At 55.1% G+C, this 22,561-nt stretch carries 23 protein-coding genes and 1 pseudogene; 18 read left to right on the plus strand and 6 right to left on the minus strand.

Annotated elements, in window-relative coordinates; translation table 11 throughout:
- Positions 1–185 precede the first annotated feature (185 nt).
- Positions 186–2,561 (minus strand): 1-deoxy-D-xylulose-5-phosphate synthase N-terminal domain-containing protein, encoded by a 2,376-nt coding sequence (locus tag HW561_RS19635; RefSeq protein WP_176867064.1) that lies wholly within the window; start codon positions 2,559–2,561, stop codon positions 186–188.
- A 12-nt stretch (positions 2,562–2,573) separates the two neighbouring features.
- Entirely contained in the window at positions 2,574–3,779 is a 1,206-nt protein-coding gene (locus tag HW561_RS19640; protein ID WP_176867065.1) for a methionine gamma-lyase, read from the minus strand.
- Between the two features lie 140 nt (positions 3,780–3,919).
- On the opposite strand from HW561_RS19640, the gene HW561_RS19645 reads away from it, so the two are divergent.
- From HW561_RS19645 to HW561_RS19665, 6 genes are all read left to right on the plus strand, one after another.
- Entirely contained in the window at positions 3,920–4,378 is a 459-nt protein-coding gene (locus HW561_RS19645) for an Lrp/AsnC family transcriptional regulator (RefSeq protein ID WP_074739094.1), read from the plus strand.
- Between the two features lie 377 nt (positions 4,379–4,755).
- On the plus strand, positions 4,756–5,550 hold the full coding sequence (gene budA, locus HW561_RS19650) for an acetolactate decarboxylase (protein WP_176867066.1): 795 nt from the start codon (positions 4,756–4,758) through the stop codon (positions 5,548–5,550).
- Between the two features lie 125 nt (positions 5,551–5,675).
- Entirely contained in the window at positions 5,676–5,927 is a 252-nt protein-coding gene (locus HW561_RS23725) for a hypothetical protein (protein WP_211198705.1), read from the plus strand.
- Positions 5,902–6,057, plus strand: a complete 156-nt coding sequence (locus tag HW561_RS24330; RefSeq protein ID WP_211198706.1) for a hypothetical protein — start codon at positions 5,902–5,904, stop codon at positions 6,055–6,057. Before HW561_RS23725 ends, HW561_RS24330 begins: the two co-directional genes overlap by 26 nt.
- A 284-nt stretch (positions 6,058–6,341) precedes the next feature.
- Positions 6,342–6,827 carry a LysM peptidoglycan-binding domain-containing protein gene (locus HW561_RS19660; RefSeq protein WP_176867067.1) on the plus strand — a complete coding sequence of 162 codons (486 nt, stop codon included), beginning with the start codon at positions 6,342–6,344 and terminating at the stop codon, positions 6,825–6,827.
- A gap of 684 nt (positions 6,828–7,511) precedes the next feature.
- Positions 7,512–8,477 (plus strand): hypothetical protein, encoded by a 966-nt coding sequence (locus HW561_RS19665; RefSeq protein WP_176867068.1) that lies wholly within the window; start codon positions 7,512–7,514, stop codon positions 8,475–8,477.
- A gap of 21 nt (positions 8,478–8,498) precedes the next feature.
- Here the strand turns inward: HW561_RS19665 and HW561_RS19670 are convergent.
- Positions 8,499–8,756 (minus strand): annotated as a pseudogene (locus HW561_RS19670) (IS6 family transposase); the annotation flags it as partial.
- Positions 8,757–8,932: 176 nt separating this feature from the next.
- Positions 8,933–9,967, minus strand: a complete 1,035-nt coding sequence (locus tag HW561_RS19675) for a LacI family DNA-binding transcriptional regulator (protein ID WP_176867069.1) — start codon at positions 9,965–9,967, stop codon at positions 8,933–8,935.
- Positions 9,968–10,126: 159 nt separating this feature from the next.
- Between HW561_RS19675 and HW561_RS19680 the strand changes: the two genes are divergently transcribed.
- The 11 genes from HW561_RS19680 to HW561_RS19730 all read left to right on the plus strand — a co-directional run bounded on the left by HW561_RS19680 (position 10,127) and on the right by HW561_RS19730 (position 19,165).
- On the plus strand, positions 10,127–10,318 hold the full coding sequence (locus tag HW561_RS19680) for a hypothetical protein (RefSeq protein WP_176867070.1): 192 nt from the start codon (positions 10,127–10,129) through the stop codon (positions 10,316–10,318).
- Positions 10,319–10,339: 21 nt separating this feature from the next.
- Entirely contained in the window at positions 10,340–11,488 is a 1,149-nt protein-coding gene (locus HW561_RS19685) for a TRAP transporter substrate-binding protein (protein WP_176867071.1), read from the plus strand.
- A 106-nt stretch (positions 11,489–11,594) separates the two neighbouring features.
- On the plus strand, positions 11,595–12,107 hold the full coding sequence (locus HW561_RS19690; protein ID WP_176867072.1) for a TRAP transporter small permease: 513 nt from the start codon (positions 11,595–11,597) through the stop codon (positions 12,105–12,107).
- 11 nt (positions 12,108–12,118) lie between these two features.
- Positions 12,119–13,447, plus strand: coding sequence for a TRAP transporter large permease (locus tag HW561_RS19695; RefSeq protein ID WP_176867073.1), 1,329 nt, complete (start codon positions 12,119–12,121; stop codon positions 13,445–13,447).
- Positions 13,448–13,458: 11 nt separating this feature from the next.
- Positions 13,459–14,766, plus strand: coding sequence for a histidinol dehydrogenase (gene hisD / locus HW561_RS19700; protein WP_176867074.1), 1,308 nt, complete (start codon positions 13,459–13,461; stop codon positions 14,764–14,766).
- Entirely contained in the window at positions 14,759–15,520 is a 762-nt protein-coding gene (locus HW561_RS19705; RefSeq protein ID WP_176867075.1) for an SDR family NAD(P)-dependent oxidoreductase, read from the plus strand. Before hisD ends, HW561_RS19705 begins: the two co-directional genes overlap by 8 nt.
- Positions 15,517–16,515, plus strand: coding sequence for a zinc-dependent alcohol dehydrogenase (locus HW561_RS19710; RefSeq protein WP_176867076.1), 999 nt, complete (start codon positions 15,517–15,519; stop codon positions 16,513–16,515). Before HW561_RS19705 ends, HW561_RS19710 begins: the two co-directional genes overlap by 4 nt.
- Positions 16,516–16,518: 3 nt before the next feature.
- Entirely contained in the window at positions 16,519–16,923 is a 405-nt protein-coding gene (locus tag HW561_RS19715) for a universal stress protein (RefSeq protein WP_176867077.1), read from the plus strand.
- Positions 16,924–16,949: 26 nt separating this feature from the next.
- Positions 16,950–17,456: a sulfopyruvate decarboxylase subunit alpha gene (locus HW561_RS19720; RefSeq protein WP_176867078.1), complete on the plus strand. Its 507-nt coding sequence runs from the start codon at positions 16,950–16,952 to the stop codon at positions 17,454–17,456.
- Positions 17,453–18,007 (plus strand): sulfopyruvate decarboxylase subunit beta, encoded by a 555-nt coding sequence (comE, locus tag HW561_RS19725; protein WP_176867079.1) that lies wholly within the window; start codon positions 17,453–17,455, stop codon positions 18,005–18,007. The genes HW561_RS19720 and comE overlap by 4 nt, the downstream gene beginning before the upstream one ends.
- Before the next feature lie 9 nt (positions 18,008–18,016).
- Positions 18,017–19,165 carry an alpha-hydroxy acid oxidase gene (locus HW561_RS19730; RefSeq protein ID WP_176867080.1) on the plus strand — a complete coding sequence of 383 codons (1,149 nt, stop codon included), beginning with the start codon at positions 18,017–18,019 and terminating at the stop codon, positions 19,163–19,165.
- 194 nt (positions 19,166–19,359) lie between these two features.
- Here HW561_RS19730 and HW561_RS19735 read toward each other — a convergent pair whose 3' ends face one another.
- A complete protein-coding gene (locus HW561_RS19735; protein ID WP_235962999.1) occupies positions 19,360–20,403 on the minus strand; it encodes a LysR family transcriptional regulator in 1,044 nt (347 codons plus the stop codon).
- 160 nt (positions 20,404–20,563) lie between these two features.
- Here HW561_RS19735 and speB point away from each other — a divergent pair, with 160 nt between their 5' ends.
- Positions 20,564–21,529 carry an agmatinase gene (gene speB, locus HW561_RS19740; RefSeq protein WP_176867081.1) on the plus strand — a complete coding sequence of 322 codons (966 nt, stop codon included), beginning with the start codon at positions 20,564–20,566 and terminating at the stop codon, positions 21,527–21,529.
- Positions 21,530–21,580: 51 nt separating this feature from the next.
- On the opposite strand, the gene HW561_RS19745 is transcribed toward speB, so the two are convergent.
- A complete protein-coding gene (locus HW561_RS19745; RefSeq protein ID WP_176867082.1) occupies positions 21,581–22,426 on the minus strand; it encodes a Rossmann-like and DUF2520 domain-containing protein in 846 nt (281 codons plus the stop codon).
- Positions 22,427–22,561: the final 135 nt, after the last annotated feature.

Genomic DNA, 22,561 nt, shown 5'->3' on the forward strand with positions numbered 1-22,561 from the left:
GTTCACAGATCTCCTGTGATCCTATCGGGAGCTCGACCTCAGAACAGGGTCAGCCCAATTACGCATGCTTTGGGCCGTCCCCGAGTCGATTATTAGCGGGGCAGGGGGCTTAGCTGCAACGGCATCAAGGTCAGCATCGAACCCAAAGTGACCGGTGCTGCAAGGAGTGCCGATGTCTGCTATTGCTATCCTATAGCAGCAATCTGCGGGATTTTGCGTCCGTGCGACAGTTCACTGGCGGATTGTATCAACGCATCTGCGTTTATCCGGAAATGACGATACAGGTCGGCGATTGTCCCGGTTTGGCCAAAGTGCTCGACTCCGTGCGGAATAGTTTGATGCCCGTGAACCGCGCCCAACCAAGAAAGCGTAGCCGGGTGGCCGTCGATGACAGTGATGAGAACGCAGTTGCGCGGCAAGCCAGCCAGCAATGCTTCGATATGTGCCTCCGCGACGCAGATCCCATTGGATCGCGCCCGTTGCGCCGCCGTCCAGCCCGCGTTCAGGCGGTCTGCTGATGTCACAGCGAGAACGCCGACGTCACGCCGTCCCTGTGCGATATGGCCGGCGGCCTTGATGGCTTCCTGCGCAACGGCACCCTGATAGGCGATTACAACTTCACAATTAGGGCCCGGCTTGCGCAGCCAATAAGCACCATCAATTGCTCCCTGGCGAAAATCGTCATCGACTCGCTTGCCGGGCTGTTCAATTGGATTGGTCGTCAGGCGCAGATAGACGGATCCGCCGGTTTCATCGCGCAACCAAGTGCGTTCATCCGGATCGCCTTCGCCGTCTTTTTGCATATGGGCAAAAGCCCATTCCATGATAACCGTCAGTTCGTCAGCAAAGGCAGGTTCAAATGCTGCTAGCCCGTCTTGTGACATGCCGATAAGGGGCGAGGCGATGGACTGATGCGCGCCGCCTTCGGGGGCCAATGTGACACCGGACGGCGTGCCAACAATCATGAACCGTGCATCCTGATAGCAGGCATAGTTCAGTGCATCGAGGCCGCGCGAGACGAATGGGTCGTAAACCGTCCCGATGGGGATGACCCTTTTTCCAAAGACAGAATGCGACAAACCAGCGGCAGCAAGCAAAAGAAAGAGGTTCATTTCAGCGATACCCAGTTCGATATGCTGACCTTCCGGCGTAAACTCCCATTTTGCGGTCGAGGGGATGTTTTCAGCCTTGAAGGTATCCTCCTGATGCGAGCGCGCGAACAGTTTGCGGCGATTGACCCACGGGCCAAGGTTGGTTGTGCCGGTCACATCAGGTGAAGTTGTGACAATACGTTCGGCCAGCAGACTGTCGCCCTTTGACAGGTTGTCCAGGATTTTGCCAAACGCCATTTGGGTCGAGATTTCGCGATCAGAAGACAGCTCAATCACCGGAACATCTATGATTTCATCTGTGTAGCGGCGGCGGCCCTTAGCAAAGAAGGGTGCCTTGTTCAGCATGTTTTGGAAGGTTGCCGGGTCCGCAACTGTGGCGAACTTGTCCCATTCCTTACCTTCAGCGACACCCATGTATTTCTGCCATTTGGCCATTTGCGACTTGTTCATCAAGCCGCCATGGTTGTCCTTGTGGCCCGCAATTGGTGTCCCCCAGCCCTTGATCGTATAGGCCAGGAAACAGACCGGGCGATCATGATCGATTGCGGCAAATGTATCGGCCAGTGTCTCGACGCAGTTGCCACCAAGGTTTTCCATCAACGCGGCCAGTTCATCGTCGTTGCGCCGCTTGATCAGCGCGGTCACATTGCCCTGATCGCCCAGGGCATCCATCAGGCGTTCGCGCCAGACAGCACCCCCCATAAAGGTCAGGGCAGAATAAAGCTGGTTCGGGCAATCATCGATCCACTGACGCAGCTGGTCGCCGCCCGGCTCTTTGAACGCGGCCTGTTGCAGAACCCCGTATTTGACGCGAACCACATCCCAACCGAACGCATCGAAAATCTGTTCGACCCGCTGGAACAGGCCTTCGCGCACCACGCCGTCAAGGGACTGCCGGTTGTAGTCAATGATCCACCAGCAGTTGCGCAAGTCGTTCTTCCAGCCCTCCTGCAGCGCCTCATAGATATTGCCTTCGTCGAGCTCTGCGTCACCCACCAACGCGATCATGCGCCCCAGCTTCTGATCGCTGCCCCATGACTTGGCCTGAATGTAGTCTTGAACAATTGAGGCAAAGGATGTGATCGCGACCCCCAGACCAACTGAGCCGGTGGAAAAGTCGACATCATCGATGTCCTTGGTGCGGGATGGATAGCTTTGTACGCCCCCGAAGCCACGAAAGTTCTCCATCTTCTCGCGCGTCTGATTCCCTATGAGATATTGGATCGCATGGAAGATCGGCGAGGCATGGGGTTTAACCGCCACGCGGTCTTCTGGGCGCAGCGTTTGAAAGTAGAGCGCCGTCATGATCGACACCATCGAAGCTGATGACGCCTGATGTCCGCCAACCTTGATGCCGTCGGCCTTGGGGCGAATGTGGTTCGCATGATGGATCATCCAGTGTGACAGCCACAACAAACGTTGTTCAATGGTTTTGAGGTCTTGGGACATGACGGCCTCTCTTTATGCTGCGCTGTGGATCAGGGGTTTAGGCAGGGCCTGTTCAAGATCGTAGATCACATCGTCGATCCCTTCGAGCCCGATAGACAGGCGTACTAACCCTTCGCTGATCCCGTGAATGGCACGCTCTTCGGGCGTATAGGTGGAATGGGTCATGCTGGCCGGGTGCTGGACCAATGTCTCGGCGTCGCCAAGCGATACCGCGCGGGTGATCATTCGCAAATTGTTCATCATGGCCCGTCCCGCTTCCAGACCTCCGTCCAACTCAAAGGCTATCATGCCGCCAAACTGGGACATTTGCCGCTTGGCCACATCGTGCTGCTCAAAACTATGCAGCCCCGGATACCAGACCTTTCGCACGCCATGAGCGTGTTCCAGAATTTCAGCGATGGTCGCAGCGCTGCTGCAATGGCGATCCATCCGCAACTCAAGGGTCTTGAGGCCGCGCAGGATAAGCATCGCATTGAACGGTGCCATGACTGCACCGGTCATATCCTTCATACCGTAAAGGCGGATTTCCGAGACCAGCTCTACCGATCCAACCAGCAGGCCAGCAACAACATCCCCGTGACCGCCAAGGTATTTCGTCGCCGAGTGCAGAACTATATCCGCGCCATGTTTGATCGGTTGGGTCAGGTAAGGCGTTGCATAAGTGTTGTCGACGACCACATAAGCGCCTTGTGCGTGTGCAATGGTCGACACAGCCTGAATATCAACAAGGCGCATATTCGGGTTGGCAGGTGTTTCGAAATACACGACCTTGGTTTTGTCGCTGATCGCCGCGGTAAGATTTTCAGGGTCCGTCAGGTCCACATGGGTTACGGTAACGCCAAATTTGACCAACCCATGCTGCATGAACGAAAACGTGCAGCCATATAGGGTCTTATCAAGAATGACCTCATCACCCGGGGCGAGAAGCGTCCACATCGTAGCGGTGATTGCCCCCATGCCTGAGGCCAAAGCCAATCCGGCCTCAGCCCCCTCAAGCACAGCGATGCGGCGCTCTAACAAATCACATGTTGGATTCGAGATGCGCGAATAGATATGCCCGGCGCGATCGCCCGCAAACATCTCCCCGCCTGCCTCAGCAGTCTCAAACGCGAAGGTCGACGTCAAATGTAGCGGCGGCGTCAACGCGCCTTCATTCTCCATCGGATCATATCCGTGGTGGATAGCACGTGTGGAAAAGCTGTCTGGACGATTGCGCATTGGGTGGCTCCATGATGTCGAGAATTTCAAGTAGCGCCTTGATTTCCAGAGGCATCATATCGCAACCTAGCTATGGAATTATTCCAAATACTGCCTTGAATATCACCTTAGCTGGCATTAAATGCCACAATGTGAGAAAATTGGACAATAAAGACCAACAAATCATCCGAACTTTGCAACGCAATGGTCGTATGACGAATCAGGATTTGGCGGCAGAGGTAAATCTGTCACCCTCTCCCTGTCTTAGGCGGCTCAAGCTGCTGGAACAAAACGGCGTTATCACTGGCTACAGCGCCAATATCGATGCCGAGGCCTATGGATTACCAGTAACTGTATTTGTTCATATCAAGCTGGAGAGCCACACCGAGGCAACGGTAAAGAAATTTGAAACTGACATTGCGCACATTGATCAGGTGATGGAGTGTTTCGTCATGACGGGTGCGTCGGATTACTTGCTTCGCGTGGTTGTGGCAGATCTTTCTGACTACGAAGATTTCGTGCGTAGGAGGCTGCATTCCATTGGCAGCATCGCATCAATGGACAGCAGTTTTGTCTATGGTGTCGTTAAGAAAACAAACGTGTTTCCAACGATTGGGTAATGCTGGTTGCCGAATCAATGCGTGCTGACTGCAGACATTGGTGGTGAAACAGTGAATGGGTGCTTTGTTGCGCATAGCGCTAGTTCGACCAGCCTCGGATTTTGCGCCTGCGGCGAATGTCCGGAAAGCGGGCTGCGTCCGCAGAATTGGAGCCTCCTGTTCAACGGCAGGAAAGGGCCGGAACGACTAATCTAGATTGCCATTGGGAGGTTGCTGAAAAATATGAATTGCAACTTGGTGATCTCTACGAAGCTGTGAACAATCACTTTCTCTCTCCTAAGTTGCCCGATCTCAAGAGGCGCGCGATACTGGAAAGCATGACAGATTCGAATAGCCGGAAATGTATAGAAGCCAGGCAGACAGATTGGTGAAACAGCATGCAACAAGATAAAGAGCTTACTTTTGTAACGGCTTTGGTCAGCCATTCCAGGGACCAGGGTTTCCAATCGGAAGAACATGCGCATGAGTATTACCAGGCTTCCTTGCTTAGCGCGGTCATGCAGGGCGTTTACGACGGGACTGTTTCCATCAAACAGCTGCTGGAACATGGAAACTTCGGCCTGGGCACTTTCAATGCGCTCGACGGAGAAATGATTGTGTTAGATAGCGTTGCCTATCGCCTCGACGGGGATGGCAATGCTTCGGTCGCAAGCGACAAGGCTATGACACCTTATGCTGCCGTCATCAATTTCGAACCTGCGGTTTTTCGATCTTTGGACAGGGAAACACAAAAGGATGCTCTTGAGGTCCAGCTTGATGCTTTGGCGGAGGCAAGAAATCTGTTCTATGCCATTCGATTTACCGGCAACATTAAACACATAAAGTACAGAAACGTTCTACGGCAGAAGAAGCCATACAAACCTCTGTTGGAGGTCGTAAAAACGCAGGCTGAGTTTGAACTGAACAACGTGGACGGGATAATTCTGGGTTTTCGGTGCCCGGATTATGCCGTCGGGATTGGCGTCCCGGGTTACCACCTACACTTTATTTCCGGCGACCTGAGCAAAGGAGGGCACGTCCTGGACTATACACTGACCAGCGGTCGAATTGAAATTGATCATACGTCTTCTCTGCATCTTGAACTTCCGGAAACAAGATCATTTTCAGACGCTAATCTGTCGGCGGGCGCTTCGGCAGACAGCATCCTGAAAGCAGAGAGTAATGATACTTAGGTACTTCTATGCAAGATGGTTAAATGCAATCGTGTTCTAAGTCCGTTGCAATTGTTGTCTTAAAATGCTGACTTTGCTGAATGAGATCCGTGTACCTTGTGTGTCCCGATCCGAAAGGACATCCAATGGTCGATACCAGTCCTGCAAATTTGCAGGACTTTGACGAACCCACCTTTGAAACACTCGAAACCCAGATAGACCGTGTCTATGCCGCCTTTGAACGTGAGGAGACACCGCTGGACAAGCATGTCTATCTGCGTGGCCTGCAGGACGATAACGAAGTTTTGTTTTACGCCCTTTTGGTTCGGCATCTATTCGAATTGATGCCGATGATTTACACACCCGTTGTGGGTGACGCCTGCAAAAAAATTCAGTGAGATATACGATCACCCTCGTGGATTGATCATTTCATACCCCGAGCGTGACCGGATCGATGACATACTTGAGAACGTCACCCTGTCCTCTGTCGAGGCTATAGTCGTCACCGATGGAGAGCGGATACGCTAGCAAAATGGGCGTACGGAAACCTGCCCGCACCGCAATTGTTGTTGATCTGCCGAAACCGGGCGCTCTGCTTACAATGAACTTAACCGCAGTGTCCGAAGACTAGGGCTGCGTGCTTGAAACCGACCTTCACTCTGGGTCGGGTTTGTCCCGCATAACGGACATCGGCACATACAAGAGCGAAAGTCCCGCTATCCCCAACGCGTGTATCAGATATTGCCCGCTGGGTTTGGTCGCGGGAGCAACTTGGGGTAAAAGTGATTTATTTAACCGTAAGGAACTCAATTATGAATATCGAGATTCTCCAACCCAAGCCCTTTGATATTGTCGGCAGCACAATCATGATTGCGGGAAATGCTGTTGGCTTCGAAGGCCATCTTTCGATCTCTATCAGCGAAGGACACGTTGAATTTAGCGGTGCGGCCTCAGCTGGAGCCATCGCACTGCGACAGTTTCAAGCCAAGGTGGAGATACCAGACAATCCCAATTTCCAGCTTGACCGTCTATTTGTGACGGTGACGGATGACAGTGCTGGAGGGGAAGGCGTTATCCCTACTGTCCATGTTCCAGTGTTTTACGGACCACGCATTTTGCCGGGCTATGTTGGCTATCGGAACTACACTGTCGCACCGGGTGACACGCTGAGTTCGATCTCAACGGCGCAGTATGGTGATCCGGGCCAAGTGTCCGTTATCCAGCGCGCAAACGCACACCTTATTGATGATCCCAACTTGATTTTTTCGGGTCAGAACTTACGCATTCCGATTGCCTAAGTGCAATTTCCACAGACGATCCAGGCATTTGAAATGCTTTTCGGATGCGCGACCTTCCAATGTTCAGGTTCAAGAACCCGTACAGCAGTTTTTGAATAGTCCATGGTGATCCGAAATTGGCGGTCCTCTAGGTTGCTAATCCTACATGCACCTTGGGAATGCTGCAGGGTATCTAATGTCGGCCTCCTCGGTTGTGGGCTGAGTGAGCTTAAAGGGTGTTTTCGGCGTATTTCGCCGGACGTTCAGAGTTTTCACACAGCCTCTCCGCGTTGCAGTCCTTGGTGAGATCAAGATGTTGCGCGGAGCACGAAAGTCCGGTCTGGGGAAGCGAGATTTTTGGTTTTCGGATTGGACCAATGTCCGCTAAGGGCCGTCAACATTAAACACTCATGGCAGGGGTGAGAAGTGTCAGAGCAGCTCTGGATTTGTAATGAGGCTGTCTGCCTGTATCGCGGCTAGGATCTCATCGCTGTACCAAGTGTTGATGTAGGTCAACGCGGCCGCGAGCTGGTTGACACCGCAGTGCGGTGGTCTTGAAGTGATTTCGTGTTTAGAGGCTGCGATCCACATAGACCTACTTAAAATCGATCCCACCAACAGATTCGCAAAATCTAAATGTGACAAACATCGTGTATGATGAAGTCGCTTTCTTGGTTAGAAAAGACAACTTAAAGGGAATTTGGCTTGCGTATTCCATTTCTGCAGACCCCGTCGGAACCCGAAGAAATTCGTCGCTGGTTCTTCGCTATCTTCCTGCTCGCGGCACTGATTTTCGGTCTCTCGTTCTTGGGAGTCAGTCACTTCGCTGAAAGGCTCTCTGAAGGTCAAGAACAGATGCTGGTGAACCTCGGCACCGCAGGCATCACGCTAGCGTTTGCTGGAATTGTTGGTGGCTGGATCAAACATCTTTTCGACACATTAAACAGCGCGCGGGAGATTTCGCGCGCAGAAGCAGAGAAGAGGCGGGAAGAGGAAGCCGCACGGCATGACTTTGTTCGTGCGCTTCTCGCCGATATCAAGTCTGTTTACGATATTGTCGAACGCGCCCGGCTGCTCATTGGAGCTCACAAATCTGCCAAGACTTATGGCGAACAGATGCGTAACCTGCCCGATGCGCAGGTCACTCTGCACAACATGCGTCGCGCTCTTCGTCCAGATACTGATGGAATTGGCAAGGACATTGGCGGTCAATTACGGGCCGCATCTGCCTTTGTTCGGGAACTTCTGGATGAGTTTCAGGATAAATATCTACAAGCTTCGATCCGCCAATCTGAATACGAAGCGCGTAAGAAGCGTCATATGGCTTCAATCGAAGATGGCAATACGCCGGACGATCCTGTGTCGGACATTCATCACCCAGTTTGGGAGTTCCTCCTGGAACTGGAAGAGCTTGCAACCTTGCGCGCTACAGACAAAGAGACATTCGAGCTTTATGAATTACGCTTCCTAAACCATATCGACGCAGCGTCATACAAGCTGCGGTGCCGATTGCCGGGTGGTGAAGCAACCGACCCAAAGGAAGAGGAAAAGCACAAACGTAGCCTAGATTTTTTCGATAAGCTCCGACCTGAGCGGGGAAAATGGCGCAAGGGTCTAGAGGTCAGTAAAGAAATGGCGATCCTGCCTGCGAAAAAGACCGCGAAATCTTAACTGAAGCACGGCAGAAACTCATTCACCTTTAACTTTTACATACGTTTCATCCATGCGCCATGAACGGTTTGTGGGGCGTTTCCGATACCGTGCGGCATCAGCCGCGAGACCGGCATATCGACTGACCCAACGGTTCAGCGTTGCATGATCAAGATCTACGCCACGTTCCGCCATGATTTCTTCCAGATCCCGGTCTGAAACACCGTAACGCAGGTAGAAGAAAACCGCGTGCAAGATCACGTCTTTCGGAAAATGCGTGCCCTTAAATGAGATCGTCACGGCCAGCCCCCGCCATGTTCGAGTGCGCGCTACCAGAAATACAATCGACCTGACAGGTAAGAACGAAGTTTGCGACAGATCCGACGATACCACTCGCCATTCTGTCCCCAACGTCATGAGTACCAATAGCCAAAAGTTCGCAACAGAAGCTATCTCGGGACACATCCATTGTTCCCTTAGTCTGTATGCTGAGCCAGTGATTCACGTATCTGAAGGGTGGTTTCAAGCAAAATTTTTGTCCTGCCGCCTGTCGTACCGACCATGTTGAGGAGAGCCCTCGCAGCCTCCTTGCCCATGCGTCGGTGGGGTACGTGTACAGTCGTGAGGGGAGGAGAGGAAATCTTGGCGATCTCGATATCGTCAAAGCCAGTTACCGAAAGATCTGCAGGGACATTCAATCCCAGTTCCTTTGCTTTGGCGATGGCGCCAACCGCCAAAACATCATTGCCGCACATCACCACCGAGGGTCGAATTTGCTGCGTCATGAGCTTCTCCAGCGCAACTCCGCCTTCGTCTATTCCATAGGTCGTCTCGATGATCGACAGGTCATTTTCCGGAATTCCGGCCTCGGTCATAGCGGCCAATATGCCCCGTAGACGTTCGCTCGCACGGTCATTCCCCTGAGTGGCGGCGGTGATCGTCGCAATACGGCGATGCCCCAAACTTATCACCTTTTCTGCCAGCATTTTCATGGCAAGGAAATTGTCGAACCCGACCGTTGGAACATCGGCGTCCGGATCGAACACCCATGCCGCCACGACGGGGACACCTTGCCTGTGAAGAAACTCATAGACTTTGGGATCTCGACGATAGCCAATCAAGAGCAGGCCATCTGCCCCCCGAGATACTAATGTGCGGATTTGCTCTTCTTCAAGATCGGTCTGATAGGACGAGGATGCGACCAGCAACGTAGTGCCGTTGCGCCCAAGCTCTTCCTGAAATGCTTGCAGACCACGTGCGAAGATCGCGTTTTCCATGGTCGGAATGATCGCGCCTATTGTGTTGGTGCGTTTCGCCGCCAGCGCACGGGCGTTGAAATTCGGAGCATACCCCAACTCCCGCACGGCCTTCAAAACCTTGTTGCGGGTTTCTTCGATGACCCGGTCCGGCGAATTCAGGCAGCGTGATACCGTCGCCGTCGACACACCGGCAAACCGCGCCACGTCTGCGAGGGTAGGGGTTCGGTCCTTGTTTGTGTCACCAATGTTCATGGCAGCCTTGTTATAATGATTTCCAAATCTCTGCACTGAATTTTCCAAATCTAGCCGCCGACTTGCAACTAAACAAATGTAAGCGCTTGCATACAAGGAATGTAAGCGCTTACATTATCTCTGCGAATCGTACCTTTCCCTGATCTTTCGGAGGACTCAATGCTTCTGACCCTTGCCTTACTGTTGTTTGCCGTTTTCGGCACCAATGTGGTTCTGGGGTCTATGGGTATGGGTGGATTTCTGGGGGATGTGTCTGAAATGCTGATTTTGCTCGCCGCTACAATCGCCTTTGTGGCGGCCATTTTGCAAAAAGAGGCTGCTGAAAAAAGATCAAAAGAACAGCAGCGCTGAACTGTCCATCGGGAGGAAATCATGGACCGGAACCGCAAAGAACTTGCTTCGGCTGAACGTCGGAATTTTTTGAAACTGGCCGGAACTGGCAGCTTTACGGCCGCAATGGTTGCCGGCGCCGCAGGTACTCTGTGGTCCAGCGAAGCGGCCGCGCAAACCAACAAGGAAGAGCGCGAGCGCGAACAAGCTGCAGATCATGTAATGACCCTGGCGACCGCCTATGTTCTGGGGGCTTCGCGCAGTTATCCGATCATGCAGCTGGATCTGAAAGAGAACATCCAGAACGCGACGAATGGCAAGGTCTACGTCAAACTGGCGCCCGGTGGGCAGCTTGGCGCGGGCGGGGCACTGGTTCAGAAGGTGCAAGGTGGCACCATTCAGGCGGCCCAGCATTCGCTCTCTAACTTCGCGCCTTTCGCCTCTACCGTCGACCTGATCAACATGCCCTACCTGTGTGGCTCCAACCAGCGCTTTACCAACCTTGTGAATTCTGACCATTGGAAATCCGAAGTCCACCCTAAGGTCGAGGCGGCGGGTTTCAAGGCTTTGTTCTATGTCAATATCGACCCGCGTGTCGTGGCCGTCCGCAAAGGCGGTGCTGGCGCGGTGCTTAGCCCGTCTGACTTGTCGGGTGTGAAATTCCGGGTACCGGGATCGAAAATGCTGCAGCAATACTACCGCATGGTCGGGGCCAACCCGACGCCGGTGGCATGGGGTGAAACACCGTCTGCGATCAAGCAAGGCGTCGCTGATGCGCTCGATCCATCGGTCGGCGCGCTGTATGTCTTTGGCTTCAAGGATATTCTCAGCCATGTGACCTTCACCCAGGCCGTTCCTGACAGCCAAGTTTATTCCTGCAATCTGGAATGGTTCAACAGCATGCCTGCCGACGTGCAAGAGGGCATCATGTGGGGTTCGGAAATGACCGCGCACCAGAACCTGTCCAAGGTTCCTTCTGCCCGCGCTTACGCCATGTCAGAACTGGCAAAATCCGGCGTGGAATTCCATTCGCTCAGTGAAGACCAACTGGCCGAATGGCAAGCGGCCGGCGGCTATCAGCTGTCAGAATGGGATCCCTTCAAGACGGAACTTGCGGGATCGCTCGATGCCTTTGCCAAGCTGGAAGAAGCTGCAGGTACGCAGGGGAAATACTACGTTCACGACGCCTAGACCCTCCCCCCCCGAGGTACATTTTCGGGGGGCATTTCAATCTCGAATTCCCGATCTGCGCGCACTGAGGCGCTGATCTCCTGATCCTCACAATCCGGGGCGTGTGATGAATCTTCTGAGACAAATTGATCGGAATGCCGAACGCTGGTTGCTTTTGGTTTTCTACGTGATGCTTGTCGTCACGATGGCCGTCGAAGTGCTGCGCCGCGAGGTGTTCTCCTACTCCTCGATCTGGGGTGAAGAGATCGTGCGCTATTCCTTTATCTACCTCGCCTGGATCGGGGCGGCGGCGGCGGTAAAGGAGCGTGCGCATATCCGCATTGATGTCTTGCTTCATTATCTCGGGAACCGACCCAAAGCCCTGATCTACATTTTTGGCGATCTGGTGATGTTCGCTGTCGCTCTGGTCGCGCTCTATTGGTCTTTCGAGACCGCGTTGGTTTCAGCAGAATTCGGCTCGGTCACGGATGGCCTGCGCATTTCCAAAGTCTGGTTCCTTGCGGCCGTCCCCCTGGGCTTTGCGCTCATGATCTTTCGCCTCTTGCAGTCTTTCGTGCGAGATTTTCGATCCCTTCGTGACGGCACCCCCGTCTTCGAAGGCGACAAGTTGTTTGATTGAAGGAAGACACAATGCTTTGGAATAACCTTCAGCAAACGGTCGAACTTGGCTGGGATTTCTATTTGCCGGTGCTCCTTTTTGTCGGGCTCATCGCCATGGCGGTGCCGGTCTGGGCCTCGATCGGCTCTGCCGCCATCCTCATGCTCATCATGTCCGGCGATCTGCCGCTCAGTCTGGTGGGGGAGAGCCTTTTTTCGGGCATAGACGCATTTGCCCTGACGGCGGTGCCTTTGTTCATCCTGACCGGGGACGTGCTCGTGCGCACCGGCCTCAGCCGAAAATTTCTCAACGTGGCCGAGGCGCTGACATGTTGGGCCAAAGGCGGCTTCGGGTCGGCAACTGTTCTGGTCTGTGGCATGTTTGCGGCGATCTCCGGCTCTGACGCTGCCGGCGCCGCTGCGGTTGGCAGAATGACCATCGACCGGTTGGTCGAAAGCGGATATCCCCGTCCTTACGCCTGCGCTCTGGTTGCTGCGGGCGCCTGTACCGGTATCCTTATTCCGCCGTCCATCGCCTATATCATCATCGGTCTCGTGCTGGGCATATCTGCGTCGACGTTGTTTCTGGCCGCCCTGATCCCGGGTCTGGCCATTCTGATCTCGATTTTGGTCACTAATATCGTGATGAACCGGATCTACGCATACGAAGGTGGTGGCCTGATGAGTTTTGGCGAATGGTTCGCCAACCTGCGCCGGGCGCTTGCCTCAGGCTGGTATGCGTTCATCGTGCCGGGTATCATCTTCTATGGCATCTTTTCGGGCCGTCTGACACCTACCGAAGCGGGCGCAACGGCGGTGGTTGTCACCATCATCATGGGATTCATTCTGGGGACGCTGAAACTGGCGGATTTTCCGGCGATGCTGGTCAGCTCGGCCAAGGTGAACGGGATCATTTTGCCGATCATCGCGTTTTCGGCACCGCTGGCCGAGGCCCTCGCCATCATGGGCGTGCCTCAGGGATTTGTTACCGCCGTAACTTCACTGACGGACGATCCGTACGTGTTGATCCTGCTGATGATCGGCATCTTGATCGCGGCGGGCTGCGTGATGGAAACCACACCGAACATCGTGATCCTTGCGCCGATCCTCAAACCACTGGCAGACAATATCGGGATGAACGAGATTCAGTTCTGCATCATGATGATCACGGCACTGGGTGTGGGGTTCATAACACCGCCTCTAGGGCTGAATCTGTTCGTTGTCTCCGGCATCACCGGTGAATCAATTCTCAAGATTGCGGCTCGCGCCGTCCCATTCGTTTTCTTCATGCTGATGGTTGTTCTGCTCATCGCCTATGTGCCCGCGATTTCGACAACCCTGCTCCCCGACATCTACAAATAGGACCAATGATAATGGCTCGAGAATACCTGAAGAAGGCCACGCTGACCTCCAGATCCGACGCGACGGACGTGCATGAGACCGTGGTGAAAATCCTATCGGATATCGAAGCTGGCGGGGATGCTGCGGCGTTGGACTATGCGGCGAAATTCGACAATTACGAGGGTGCTATCCTATTGACCCCGGACGAGATCGAAGCCGCCTGTGCCTTGGTTCCCGACAGGCTGAAAGCTGATATCCAGTTCGCCCATGATAACGTGAAACGCTTTGCCGAGATGCAAAAAGCCACCGTGGCGGATGTGGAATACGAAGTTGTGCCCGGTTTGATCGCCGGTCAAAAGGCGATCCCGGTTGATGCGGCGGGCTGTTACGCTCCGGGTGGGCGCTATAGCCATGTCGCCAGTGCGATCATGACCGTGACCACCGCCAAGGTGGCGGGCTGCAAGCATATCACCGCCTGCTCGCCGCCTCGCCCGGGCGTGGGGATCGCCCCGGCGATCGTCTATGCCGCGCATATCTGCGGGGCTGACAAGATCATGGCAATGGGAGGCGTACAGGGTATTGCTGCGATGACCTTTGGCTTGTTTGGCCTGCCCAAGGCCAATATTCTGGTTGGCCCCGGCAATCAGTTCGTCGCCGAAGCCAAGCGCATTCTCTTTGGCCGCGTCGGCATCGACATGATCGCTGGACCAACCGACAGCCTTATTCTGGCTGACAAAAACGCAGATCCCCACATCGTGGCAACCGATCTCGTCAGTCAGGCGGAACATGGCTACAACTCTCCGGTTTGGCTGGTCACGGATAACCGCTCCCTGGCCGAGGACGTCATGGCCCGCGTACCGGCATTGATCGAGGACCTGCCAGACGTGAACCGGAAAAACGCAGCCGCCGCGTGGCGCGATTATGCCGAGGTGATTGTCTGCACAGATCGTGAAGAGATGGCCGCGACTTCGGACGACTATGCACCGGAACACCTGACGGTGCAGGCCGAGGATCTGGATTGGTGGCTGGAGCGTCTGACCTGTTATGGATCGCTGTTTCTGGGCGAAGAGACGACGGTTTCCTATGGTGACAAGGCGGCAGGCACCAACCACGTTCTGCCCACCTCGGGCGCGGCTAACTACACAGGCGGGTTGTCGGTGCACAAATACATGAAAATCGTCACCTGGCAGCGCGCTACACGTGAAGGGGCCAAACCCGTGGCCGAGGCCACAGCACGTATCTCACGGCTGGAAGGCATGGAAGGCCACGCCCGCGCCGCGGATGTGCGGCTTGCGAAGTATTTTCCGGACGAGACCTTTGACCTGACTGCAAATGGCTGAGCTAATCGATCTCTTTTCTGTGCGTGGAAAGGTTGCCTGTGTGACCGGTGCCAGCTCAGGGCTCGGTCGGCGTGCGGCGACAGTGCTGGCAGAGGCTGGTGCGCAAGTCGTCGGCGTCGCCCGCCGCGCCGACAAGCTGGCCGACTGGCAAGCAGACACTGGTGGGGAAACCCACGCTTTGGCCTTTGATATCTCGGATCGCGACAACTTGGGAGAGCTGGCGCACGACGTTGCCGTGCCGTTCGGATCGCCGGATATCGTGATTCACGCCGCGGGCATCAATACGCGTCAGGCCGCAGACGATGTCACGCCCGAGGGCTGGGATACCACTCTGGGCCTGAACCTGTCTGTCCCTTTCTTCCTCAGCCAGCATCTGGTGCCGGGGATGAAGGCCAAAGGTTGGGGCCGGGTCGTCAATTTCGCATCGCTTCAAACCACACGGGCCTTTCCCGGTGGGATCGCCTATGGCGCCAGCAAGGCGGGTATTGCGCAGTTGACCCGCGCGATGGCCGAGGCCTGGTCCCCACACGGCATCACCGCTAATGCTATAGGGCCGGGCTTTTTCCGCACCGAATTGACCGCAGCCGTCTTTAACGACCCCGCCCGCGCGGCAAACAACGCTGCGCAGACCTGTATCGGGCGTAATGGTGACGCCGAAGATCTGGACGGCCCACTGCTGTTTCTGTGTTCGGACGCATCCGCCTATGTGACCGGTCAAGTGCTGATGGTGGACGGAGGTTTCACTGCGAAATGAAGGCATTGGTATATACTGGCCCCGAAAACCTGGACTATTGCGACGTACCCGACCCGGTCGCGACCGGGGGCGAACACGTTGTCCGGGTTGCCCTTGTGGGGATTTGCGGCTCGGACATGCATGCGTATCTTGGCCATGACAGTCGCCGCCCGGCCCCTCTGATCCTTGGGCACGAGGCTGCGGGCGTCATCGAAGGCGGTCCCCGCGATGGTCAGCGGGTAACGATCAACCCGTTGGTGTCGTGCGGCACCTGTTCGGCTTGCCGGGAAGGCCGCGATAACCTGTGCCCGACACGGCAGATCATTTCCATGCCACCACGTGAAGGTGGCTTTGCGGAAATGGTTGCAATGCCGGAAAGCAATCTGATTGCGGTTCCGGATGATGTAGCACTGTCCAAGGCGGCGCTGGCTGAACCCATCGCCTGCGGTTGGCATGCCGTGCGGCTTTCGCTGGACGCCCTGCAGGGCACACGGGGCAAGGCGCTGGTTTTGGGAGGCGGCGCCATCGGTTTGGGCGCTGCACTAAGCCTGAAGGCACAAGGTGTTGCCGACGTCATCATCGTCGAACCCAATCCGACCCGCCGCGCCCACCTGATCGATCATTGCGGCCAGAACGCCGTTGCCGAAGCCCCCGAAGGAATTCTGTTCGACCTGGTCATCGACGGGGTCGGCTATGCCACCACCCGGGCCACGGCCTCGGCCTGCGCGCGACCCGGCGGGGTGATTGGCCACATTGGATTGGGCGAGGATACGGGCGGTCTGGATATCCGCCGGATGACCTTGCAAGAGATCACCTTCATAGGCACCTACACATATACCGCTGCAGACTTCGTACAAACGACCCAGGCGATCTATGACGGACGTCTTGGTCCGCTGGATTGGCCCGAGACCCGATCTCTGGCAGAAGGGGCCAAGGCGTTTTCCGATATTCGCAGCGGTGCTGTGGCTGCGCCCAAAATCCTGCTGCGCCCTGAAACCGCGCCGGAAAGGAGTTGACCGATGTATGACAAGATCATCCTCGCCCTGTCATTGGAACACGGCATTGCCGCACAGGCATTGGAGACCGCGCAGTGTCTTGGCGGCGCCAATGCGGAAATCATTGCGGTGCATGTATACGAACCACCCAGCGGATCCGTCAGCGCTTATCTGGACAAGGAACTGGTTCAGCAAGCCTTTGAGGATGCCAAAAGTAAGCTGCACGAGCGGGTAGAGGGTACCCCGAATGTCACCCCTGTGATCCTCAAGGGACATTCCAGCCGTACGATCACCGAATACGCTGCCGAAATCGGGGCTGACGCTATTATCGTCGGATCCCACAAACCCGGTTTGAGCGACTATTTCTTGGGCACCACCGCCGCCCGAATTGTCCGTCATGCGCCCTGCGCTGTCATCGTCTTGCGTTAGAATACTATCCAAAAGGAGACCCGTTTTTGTCTATCAACACGAAAATCGTTGATGATCTGGTTGCCAACGACATCAGTTTCGTCACCACCGTGCCGTGCAAGCAATTGGCCGGTGTCATCGACGAGATCGACACCCGCCCGGATGTGCTGCACGTCCCTTCAAACAAAGAAGACGAAGGCATGGGCCTGTGTGCCGGTGCATGGATGGGCGGCAAGCGCCCGGCCATCATCATGCAAAACACGGCCATCGGCGTGACCATCAACACTCTGGCCACGTTGATCCAATACTACAGAATGCCGTTGCCCATGCTGATCTCATACCGGGGTGAGCTGCGCGAACCGGTCGCTTGTCAGGTCGAAATGGCAGTGCACACCAAGGCGTTGTTGGCACAGATGAACATCCCGACCTACCATTTTCATATTCAGTCCGATGCCGACGAGCTGGATGCGATCCTGAAATACACTTTCATGTGCAACAAGCCGGTCGCAATCCTGACCGATGCCAATTTCTGGGGAGGCTACGGCGACCAATGATCCGTTCTGAAATTCTGAAAGAAATCGCACCCATCCTGCGGGACCAACTTGTGGTCTGCAACATCGGCCTGCCCAGCCAGGAACTGCATATGATCGACGATCAGCCGACTAATTTCTACATGCTGGGTACAATGGGGCTGTCATCTTCGATCGGCTTTGGTCTGGCACTGGCGCAGGACAAGAAGGTCATCTCGATTGATGGCGACGGATCGGTTCTGACCAATTTCGGCACCTTACCAACCATTGCCAACAACGTGGCCGACAACTTCATTCTGCTGATCATCGACAACGGCAGTTATGGCTCTACCGGGGATCAGCCGACCTATGCGGGAAAGAAGACCTCTCTGGCGGCGGTCGCACGGGCCTGTGGCTGTGGAAATGTCGTTGAAGTGCCGGCGGAAGAGACCGGGAAGGCGCTGCAGGCGGCGCTTGATGGTGACAGGATGACGATCATTGTGGCCAAATGCGAAAGCGGCAATATCAAGGTTCCGGTCATCACTATGGATCCGGTCGTGATCCGCGACCGTTTCATGAAGTCGGTGCAAGCGTAAGGCATAACCATGCTATTCGGGACTGGCATCCATTCCGTAGCCGATGCGCGCCGTCTGGCGCGCAAACGCCTCCCTTGGATGGTCTTTGACTATATCGATGGGTCAGCGGGGCCAGAGCATGGCGCCGCGTTGAACACACGGGCGTTGCAAGATATTCGGCTGATCCCACGCGTTTTGCGCGACGTCAGCAATCGCGACCTGTCGGTGAGCGTGTTTGACGAAACGGCACAGTGCCCGTTCGGTATCAGCCCGATGGGCATGTGCAACCTCGCAGCGCCCAGAGCTGATCTGATGCTGGCCGAGATTGCGCAGGAAACCCGTGTGCCCCACGGTGTGTCGACCGTGGCGTCCACCGATATGGAGACTCTTTTCAAAGCGTCCGGCGGTGCTGCGTGGTTTCAACTCTACTTCAGTGGTGATGGCAGCGGCACCTTTAAACTGGTGGAGCGCGCCAAACAGGCTGGCTATCACACACTGGTGGTAACTCTGGATGTGCCCGAAGTTGGCCGCCGCCCACGCGAACTGCGTCACGGGTTCAAGATGCCCTTCCGCATCGGTCCACGGCAGTTTGTGGATTTTGCCATGCATCCGCGCTGGTCGCTGACATCTTTGATGGCAGGCAGCCCCAAAATGGCGAATTTCGACGGTAAGGGCTATATTTTTGACCGCATGGAAAGCCGGGCGGCGGCAGATTGGAGCTATTTCGATAAGCTTCGCGCTGCATGGCCGGGAAAATTGGTCGTGAAAGGGGTCTTGCACCCCGAGGACGCGCTTCGGTTGATTGACGCCGGTGCGGATGCGATCCAAGTTTCCAGCCATGGATGTCGGCAACTGGACAGCGCGCCACCTGCCATTCTGGCCCTGCCTGAAATCCGAGCGGCGGTTGGCTCTGATTTTCCACTGTTTTTCGATTCCGGCATCCGCTCGGGCGAGGATATCGTCAAAGCCTATGTCATGGGGGCAGATTTTGTCTTCCTTGGCCGGGCGCTGTTGTTTGCCGTCGCTGCGGACGGCATCAAAGGGTTGCGCAGCACATGGAACCTGCTGAGGCAAGAAGTCAGCCTGGCCATGGCACAGCTTGGCGTAACAACAATTTCAGACCTGAAAAATTGCGATCATCTTTGGACATACAAAGCCCCGGCTGATTGTGGTTATTGACCTGCGACACCTGAAAATCTTCCTTGGTGCAGTCTGGAAATCATGGACAGCCAATGGACTGGATGTTGCCTTGGTTCCAACCATGATTGCGTCCGATGATCTTGCCGCGCGAAAGGTTGTTCAGATGGAATCTGAACTATTGGAGTTTTCGAAAGAATATCGGTTAGCGTACCCGAAAGGGCTCCGATCGAGTGTCATGGTTCAAGTGGTTTTCGAGGCTCTGCGCAGTCGGTGGTATTTGTACTTGGTTGCAGCACTATCACAGAACGGATGACATCTTCGACAAAGAGCTCGACAGCTCTTTTGTGAGTTTGAGCTTGTCTGCGAACCAGATAGAACGTTGAATGCCACCGCATTTCAGCCACGGCCAGTTCCCGAAGCTTGCCTCGGCCAACCCATGACGCTGCAAAATGCGTCGGGAGTGGCCCCACGTATTTCCCGGTTTCAATCAGCATCGCCATTGCTTCCATATTTGCGACGACGGCGTTGGGTTTTGATTGGCCGAGATCGGGTGAAACAAGCATGTCGTAAGTACGCTGGCACATTTCGTACTGAGAAATGACGTCCGAGTTCAATTCTCTTTCGGGCACGTGAAACAGCGGATGTTGGTCGCTGCAATACAGCCGGTGTTCTTCGGAACATAGTTCGGTGTAGGATAAACCGTTAATCATGTTTCGAAACGGAGCGATCGCAACATGAAGCTGACCCGTGATCAGCTGTTGTGTGAGATCGGTGGGGGATGCCACGACAATCTCAAGCCTGACGTCGTTTGGACGTGCGAGAAACCGCTGGAACGCAGCCGTCAGATTAAGCTGCGGAAAGCTGCCTACGGCGTCTACCATGCCTATACGCAACTCGCCGGTCACTGAATCCCGCAGCTCAAGCAGTTCGGCATCGAAGTCGCGAGTCCTGCGCAGGATGTCCCGTGCTTTCTGATAGGCAATTTCTCCACGACCGGTCAGGCGGAATCCGCCACGCCCCCGTTCGCACACCCGGTACCCTAACGAGGTTTCCAGATCCCGGATTCGAACGCTGATTGCTGATTGAGTTATGCCCAAGGCGAATTGTGCATCCGAAAACCCACCGCACTCAACCACGGTTACGAAAGTTTCCAACAGCGGATTGCGCAATAGGTTCAAACGTCTTGCCCTTTCAATCTGGCGGCATGCCAAATAACATAAAAATATTTCATGTGAACGCAAGCAATGCGATATTTTATCACGTTGAATCCAGTGCAAGATTTATCCTGAAAAGCGATGGTTATAAGTGTCAGGTAGGCATTCGTTTGGGCTTTGAGTTAAGCGTTTGATTGCGACGGGGTTGTCGGTTGCTTTCTCTCAAATAGCCCGGTTCCTGTCGGAACTGGTCAATTGATAAACCACAAGAAACGGAGAGATCATGTCAGGACATGGTTACGAATCTGGTCGTCTGAACCTGCCTTTTGTTGGCATCGCGACCTTTGGCAAAAAACCTTATGTCGAGAATTGGGACGAGATCGATGCAGATGTCGCCATCCTTGGCGCGCCGTATGATTTTGGGTGTCAGTTCCGTTCGGGAGCGCGGTTCGGGCCGCGATCTGTACGCGAGGCATCAACGTTGTTCAGCTTTGGCCACGCTGGGGCATATGACCATGAGGATGATGCGACCTATCTGGGCAGCGATGTGCGCATCGTCGACTTGGGGGATGCCGATATCGTCCACACCAAGACCGAAGAGAGCCACGCCAATATCGAATACGGCGTGAAAAAGATTCTGGACGCAGGTGCGATCCCGATGACAATTGGCGGCGATCATTCGATCAACATTCCCTGCATCAACGCTTATGCTGAAGACTGCGCTGAAAACGGCCCGATCCACGTGGTTCAGATCGATGCGCATCTGGATTTCGTCGACGACCGTCATGGCGTCACCGTTGGGCATGGCAATCCGATGCGTCGGGCCATTGAAAAGGACTATGTCTCGGGCATGACTCAGTTGGGTATCCGCAATGTGTCCTCGACCGCAAAGGAAGGCTATGACGACGCGCGCGCCCGTGGATCCGATATCCTGTCGGTCCGGCAGGTACGCAAGCTGGGAGCCGAAGGGGTGCTGGATCGTATCCCGGAAGGTGTCCGCTACTACGTCACCATCGATATCGACGCATTCTGCCCTTCGATCGCGCCGGGCACCGGCACGCCCAGCCATGGCGGGTTCCTGTACTACGATGTGCTGGAGATCCTTCAGGGTCTGAGCAAACGTGGTGATGTAGTGGGTATTGATCTGGTTGAGGTTGCCCCGGCCTACGATCCATCAGAAAGCACCCAGATTCTGGCGGCGCAGGTTCTGCTCAATTTCATCGGGTTCATCATGCACAATAAGAAGTGAGGTGCGTCACAAAGGGATTGGGAGAATCCCCGGCGTCCATTTAGATATCTCTTAGCGGGTGAACGCGGTGGCTTTGAGGGTTTTGGCCATCGCACTCAACTCATCGTAGATGCGCCCGGCAGCAGGATGCCAGTGGGACACGTAGCTGGATTGTCTTGTCACAACCAGTTCATCGCCTCTGGCGGCAGGACCAGTGAGCGCTTGCTGAGGCCCAAGGGTCGCGACATTCTTGGCGGTGCTGTCCAGCAGTTTTGCATTTAGCTGTTGCGCAATCTCATCGGGAACACCTGCTTCGGCCCAGGCTTCACGCGCGATTGCCTGCAAAACGACGGTAAAATTGTTCGAGATGACGGCAGCGGCGTGATAGAGGCTTTTACCTTCAGAGTGGATGGAGAAACAGGTGGCGCCGAGGCCTTCGAAAATGGGCTGAATGCAGGATATTGCATCCTCGTCCCCTTCAAGGCCGCAAAGTGACCCTTTGAATTGCGTCTTGGCGATGTCGGGGTCAGCGAAAGACAACACCGGATGGACGCTTGCGAGTTGCCATTTCAACTGTCGAAGGGGCGCCATCTCTGCCGCTGGAAAAAATCCACTGCAGTGAAAAGCGACGGGTGTTTGGTCATTTTGCGCCCTGTCACGGAACGCTTCGGCCAGATCTGTGGCCACATCAGAAATCTGCGTGTCCGGTACCGCGATGATCCACAGGTCGGCGGACCTCACCTCAGCATAAGATGCAACAGCCCGACCTGCGGCAGTGGATTGGACCGCGTTTTGGGCAGAAGCAAATCGCCTGCTCAGAACACCCTGGACCGCGCATTGGGGATGCGCGTCCAAAAGGCTGATCAGTGTTCGTCCAACCCGTCCGGCACCAATAACATTCACTTTGATTTTAGACATGGCTGCACCTTTGCATTCAACGCGCGGCCTGTATAGATGCAGCCAAAGCGCTGTCTGCCTCATGGTCCTGGGGCAGGAAATTTCCACGCTGCATCCCAGAGTCTCTTTCCCTCGTGAACATGGCTGGCTAAGAAG

Source organism: Ruegeria haliotis, from assembly GCF_013377785.1.
Taxonomy (GTDB): Bacteria; Pseudomonadota; Alphaproteobacteria; order Rhodobacterales; family Rhodobacteraceae; genus Ruegeria; species Ruegeria haliotis.

Coding starts and splice junctions, on each gene's coding strand:
- HW561_RS19635 (WP_176867064.1), bottom strand. CDS start 2,561: ATGTCCCAAGACCTCAAAACCATTGAACAACGTTTGTTGTGGCTGTCA.
- HW561_RS19640 (WP_176867065.1), bottom strand. CDS start 3,779: ATGCGCAATCGTCCAGACAGCTTTTCCACACGTGCTATCCACCACGGA.
- budA (WP_176867066.1), top strand. CDS start 4,756: ATGCAACAAGATAAAGAGCTTACTTTTGTAACGGCTTTGGTCAGCCAT.
- HW561_RS23725 (WP_211198705.1), top strand. CDS start 5,676: ATGGTCGATACCAGTCCTGCAAATTTGCAGGACTTTGACGAACCCACC.
- HW561_RS19660 (WP_176867067.1), top strand. CDS start 6,342: ATGAATATCGAGATTCTCCAACCCAAGCCCTTTGATATTGTCGGCAGC.
- HW561_RS19675 (WP_176867069.1), bottom strand. CDS start 9,967: ATGAACATTGGTGACACAAACAAGGACCGAACCCCTACCCTCGCAGAC.
- HW561_RS19680 (WP_176867070.1), top strand. CDS start 10,127: ATGCTTCTGACCCTTGCCTTACTGTTGTTTGCCGTTTTCGGCACCAAT.
- HW561_RS19685 (WP_176867071.1), top strand. CDS start 10,340: ATGGACCGGAACCGCAAAGAACTTGCTTCGGCTGAACGTCGGAATTTT.
- HW561_RS19690 (WP_176867072.1), top strand. CDS start 11,595: ATGAATCTTCTGAGACAAATTGATCGGAATGCCGAACGCTGGTTGCTT.
- HW561_RS19695 (WP_176867073.1), top strand. CDS start 12,119: ATGCTTTGGAATAACCTTCAGCAAACGGTCGAACTTGGCTGGGATTTC.
- hisD (WP_176867074.1), top strand. CDS start 13,459: ATGGCTCGAGAATACCTGAAGAAGGCCACGCTGACCTCCAGATCCGAC.
- HW561_RS19705 (WP_176867075.1), top strand. CDS start 14,759: ATGGCTGAGCTAATCGATCTCTTTTCTGTGCGTGGAAAGGTTGCCTGT.
- HW561_RS19710 (WP_176867076.1), top strand. CDS start 15,517: ATGAAGGCATTGGTATATACTGGCCCCGAAAACCTGGACTATTGCGAC.
- HW561_RS19715 (WP_176867077.1), top strand. CDS start 16,519: ATGTATGACAAGATCATCCTCGCCCTGTCATTGGAACACGGCATTGCC.
- comE (WP_176867079.1), top strand. CDS start 17,453: ATGATCCGTTCTGAAATTCTGAAAGAAATCGCACCCATCCTGCGGGAC.
- HW561_RS19730 (WP_176867080.1), top strand. CDS start 18,017: ATGCTATTCGGGACTGGCATCCATTCCGTAGCCGATGCGCGCCGTCTG.
- speB (WP_176867081.1), top strand. CDS start 20,564: ATGTCAGGACATGGTTACGAATCTGGTCGTCTGAACCTGCCTTTTGTT.
- HW561_RS19745 (WP_176867082.1), bottom strand. CDS start 22,426: ATGTCTAAAATCAAAGTGAATGTTATTGGTGCCGGACGGGTTGGACGA.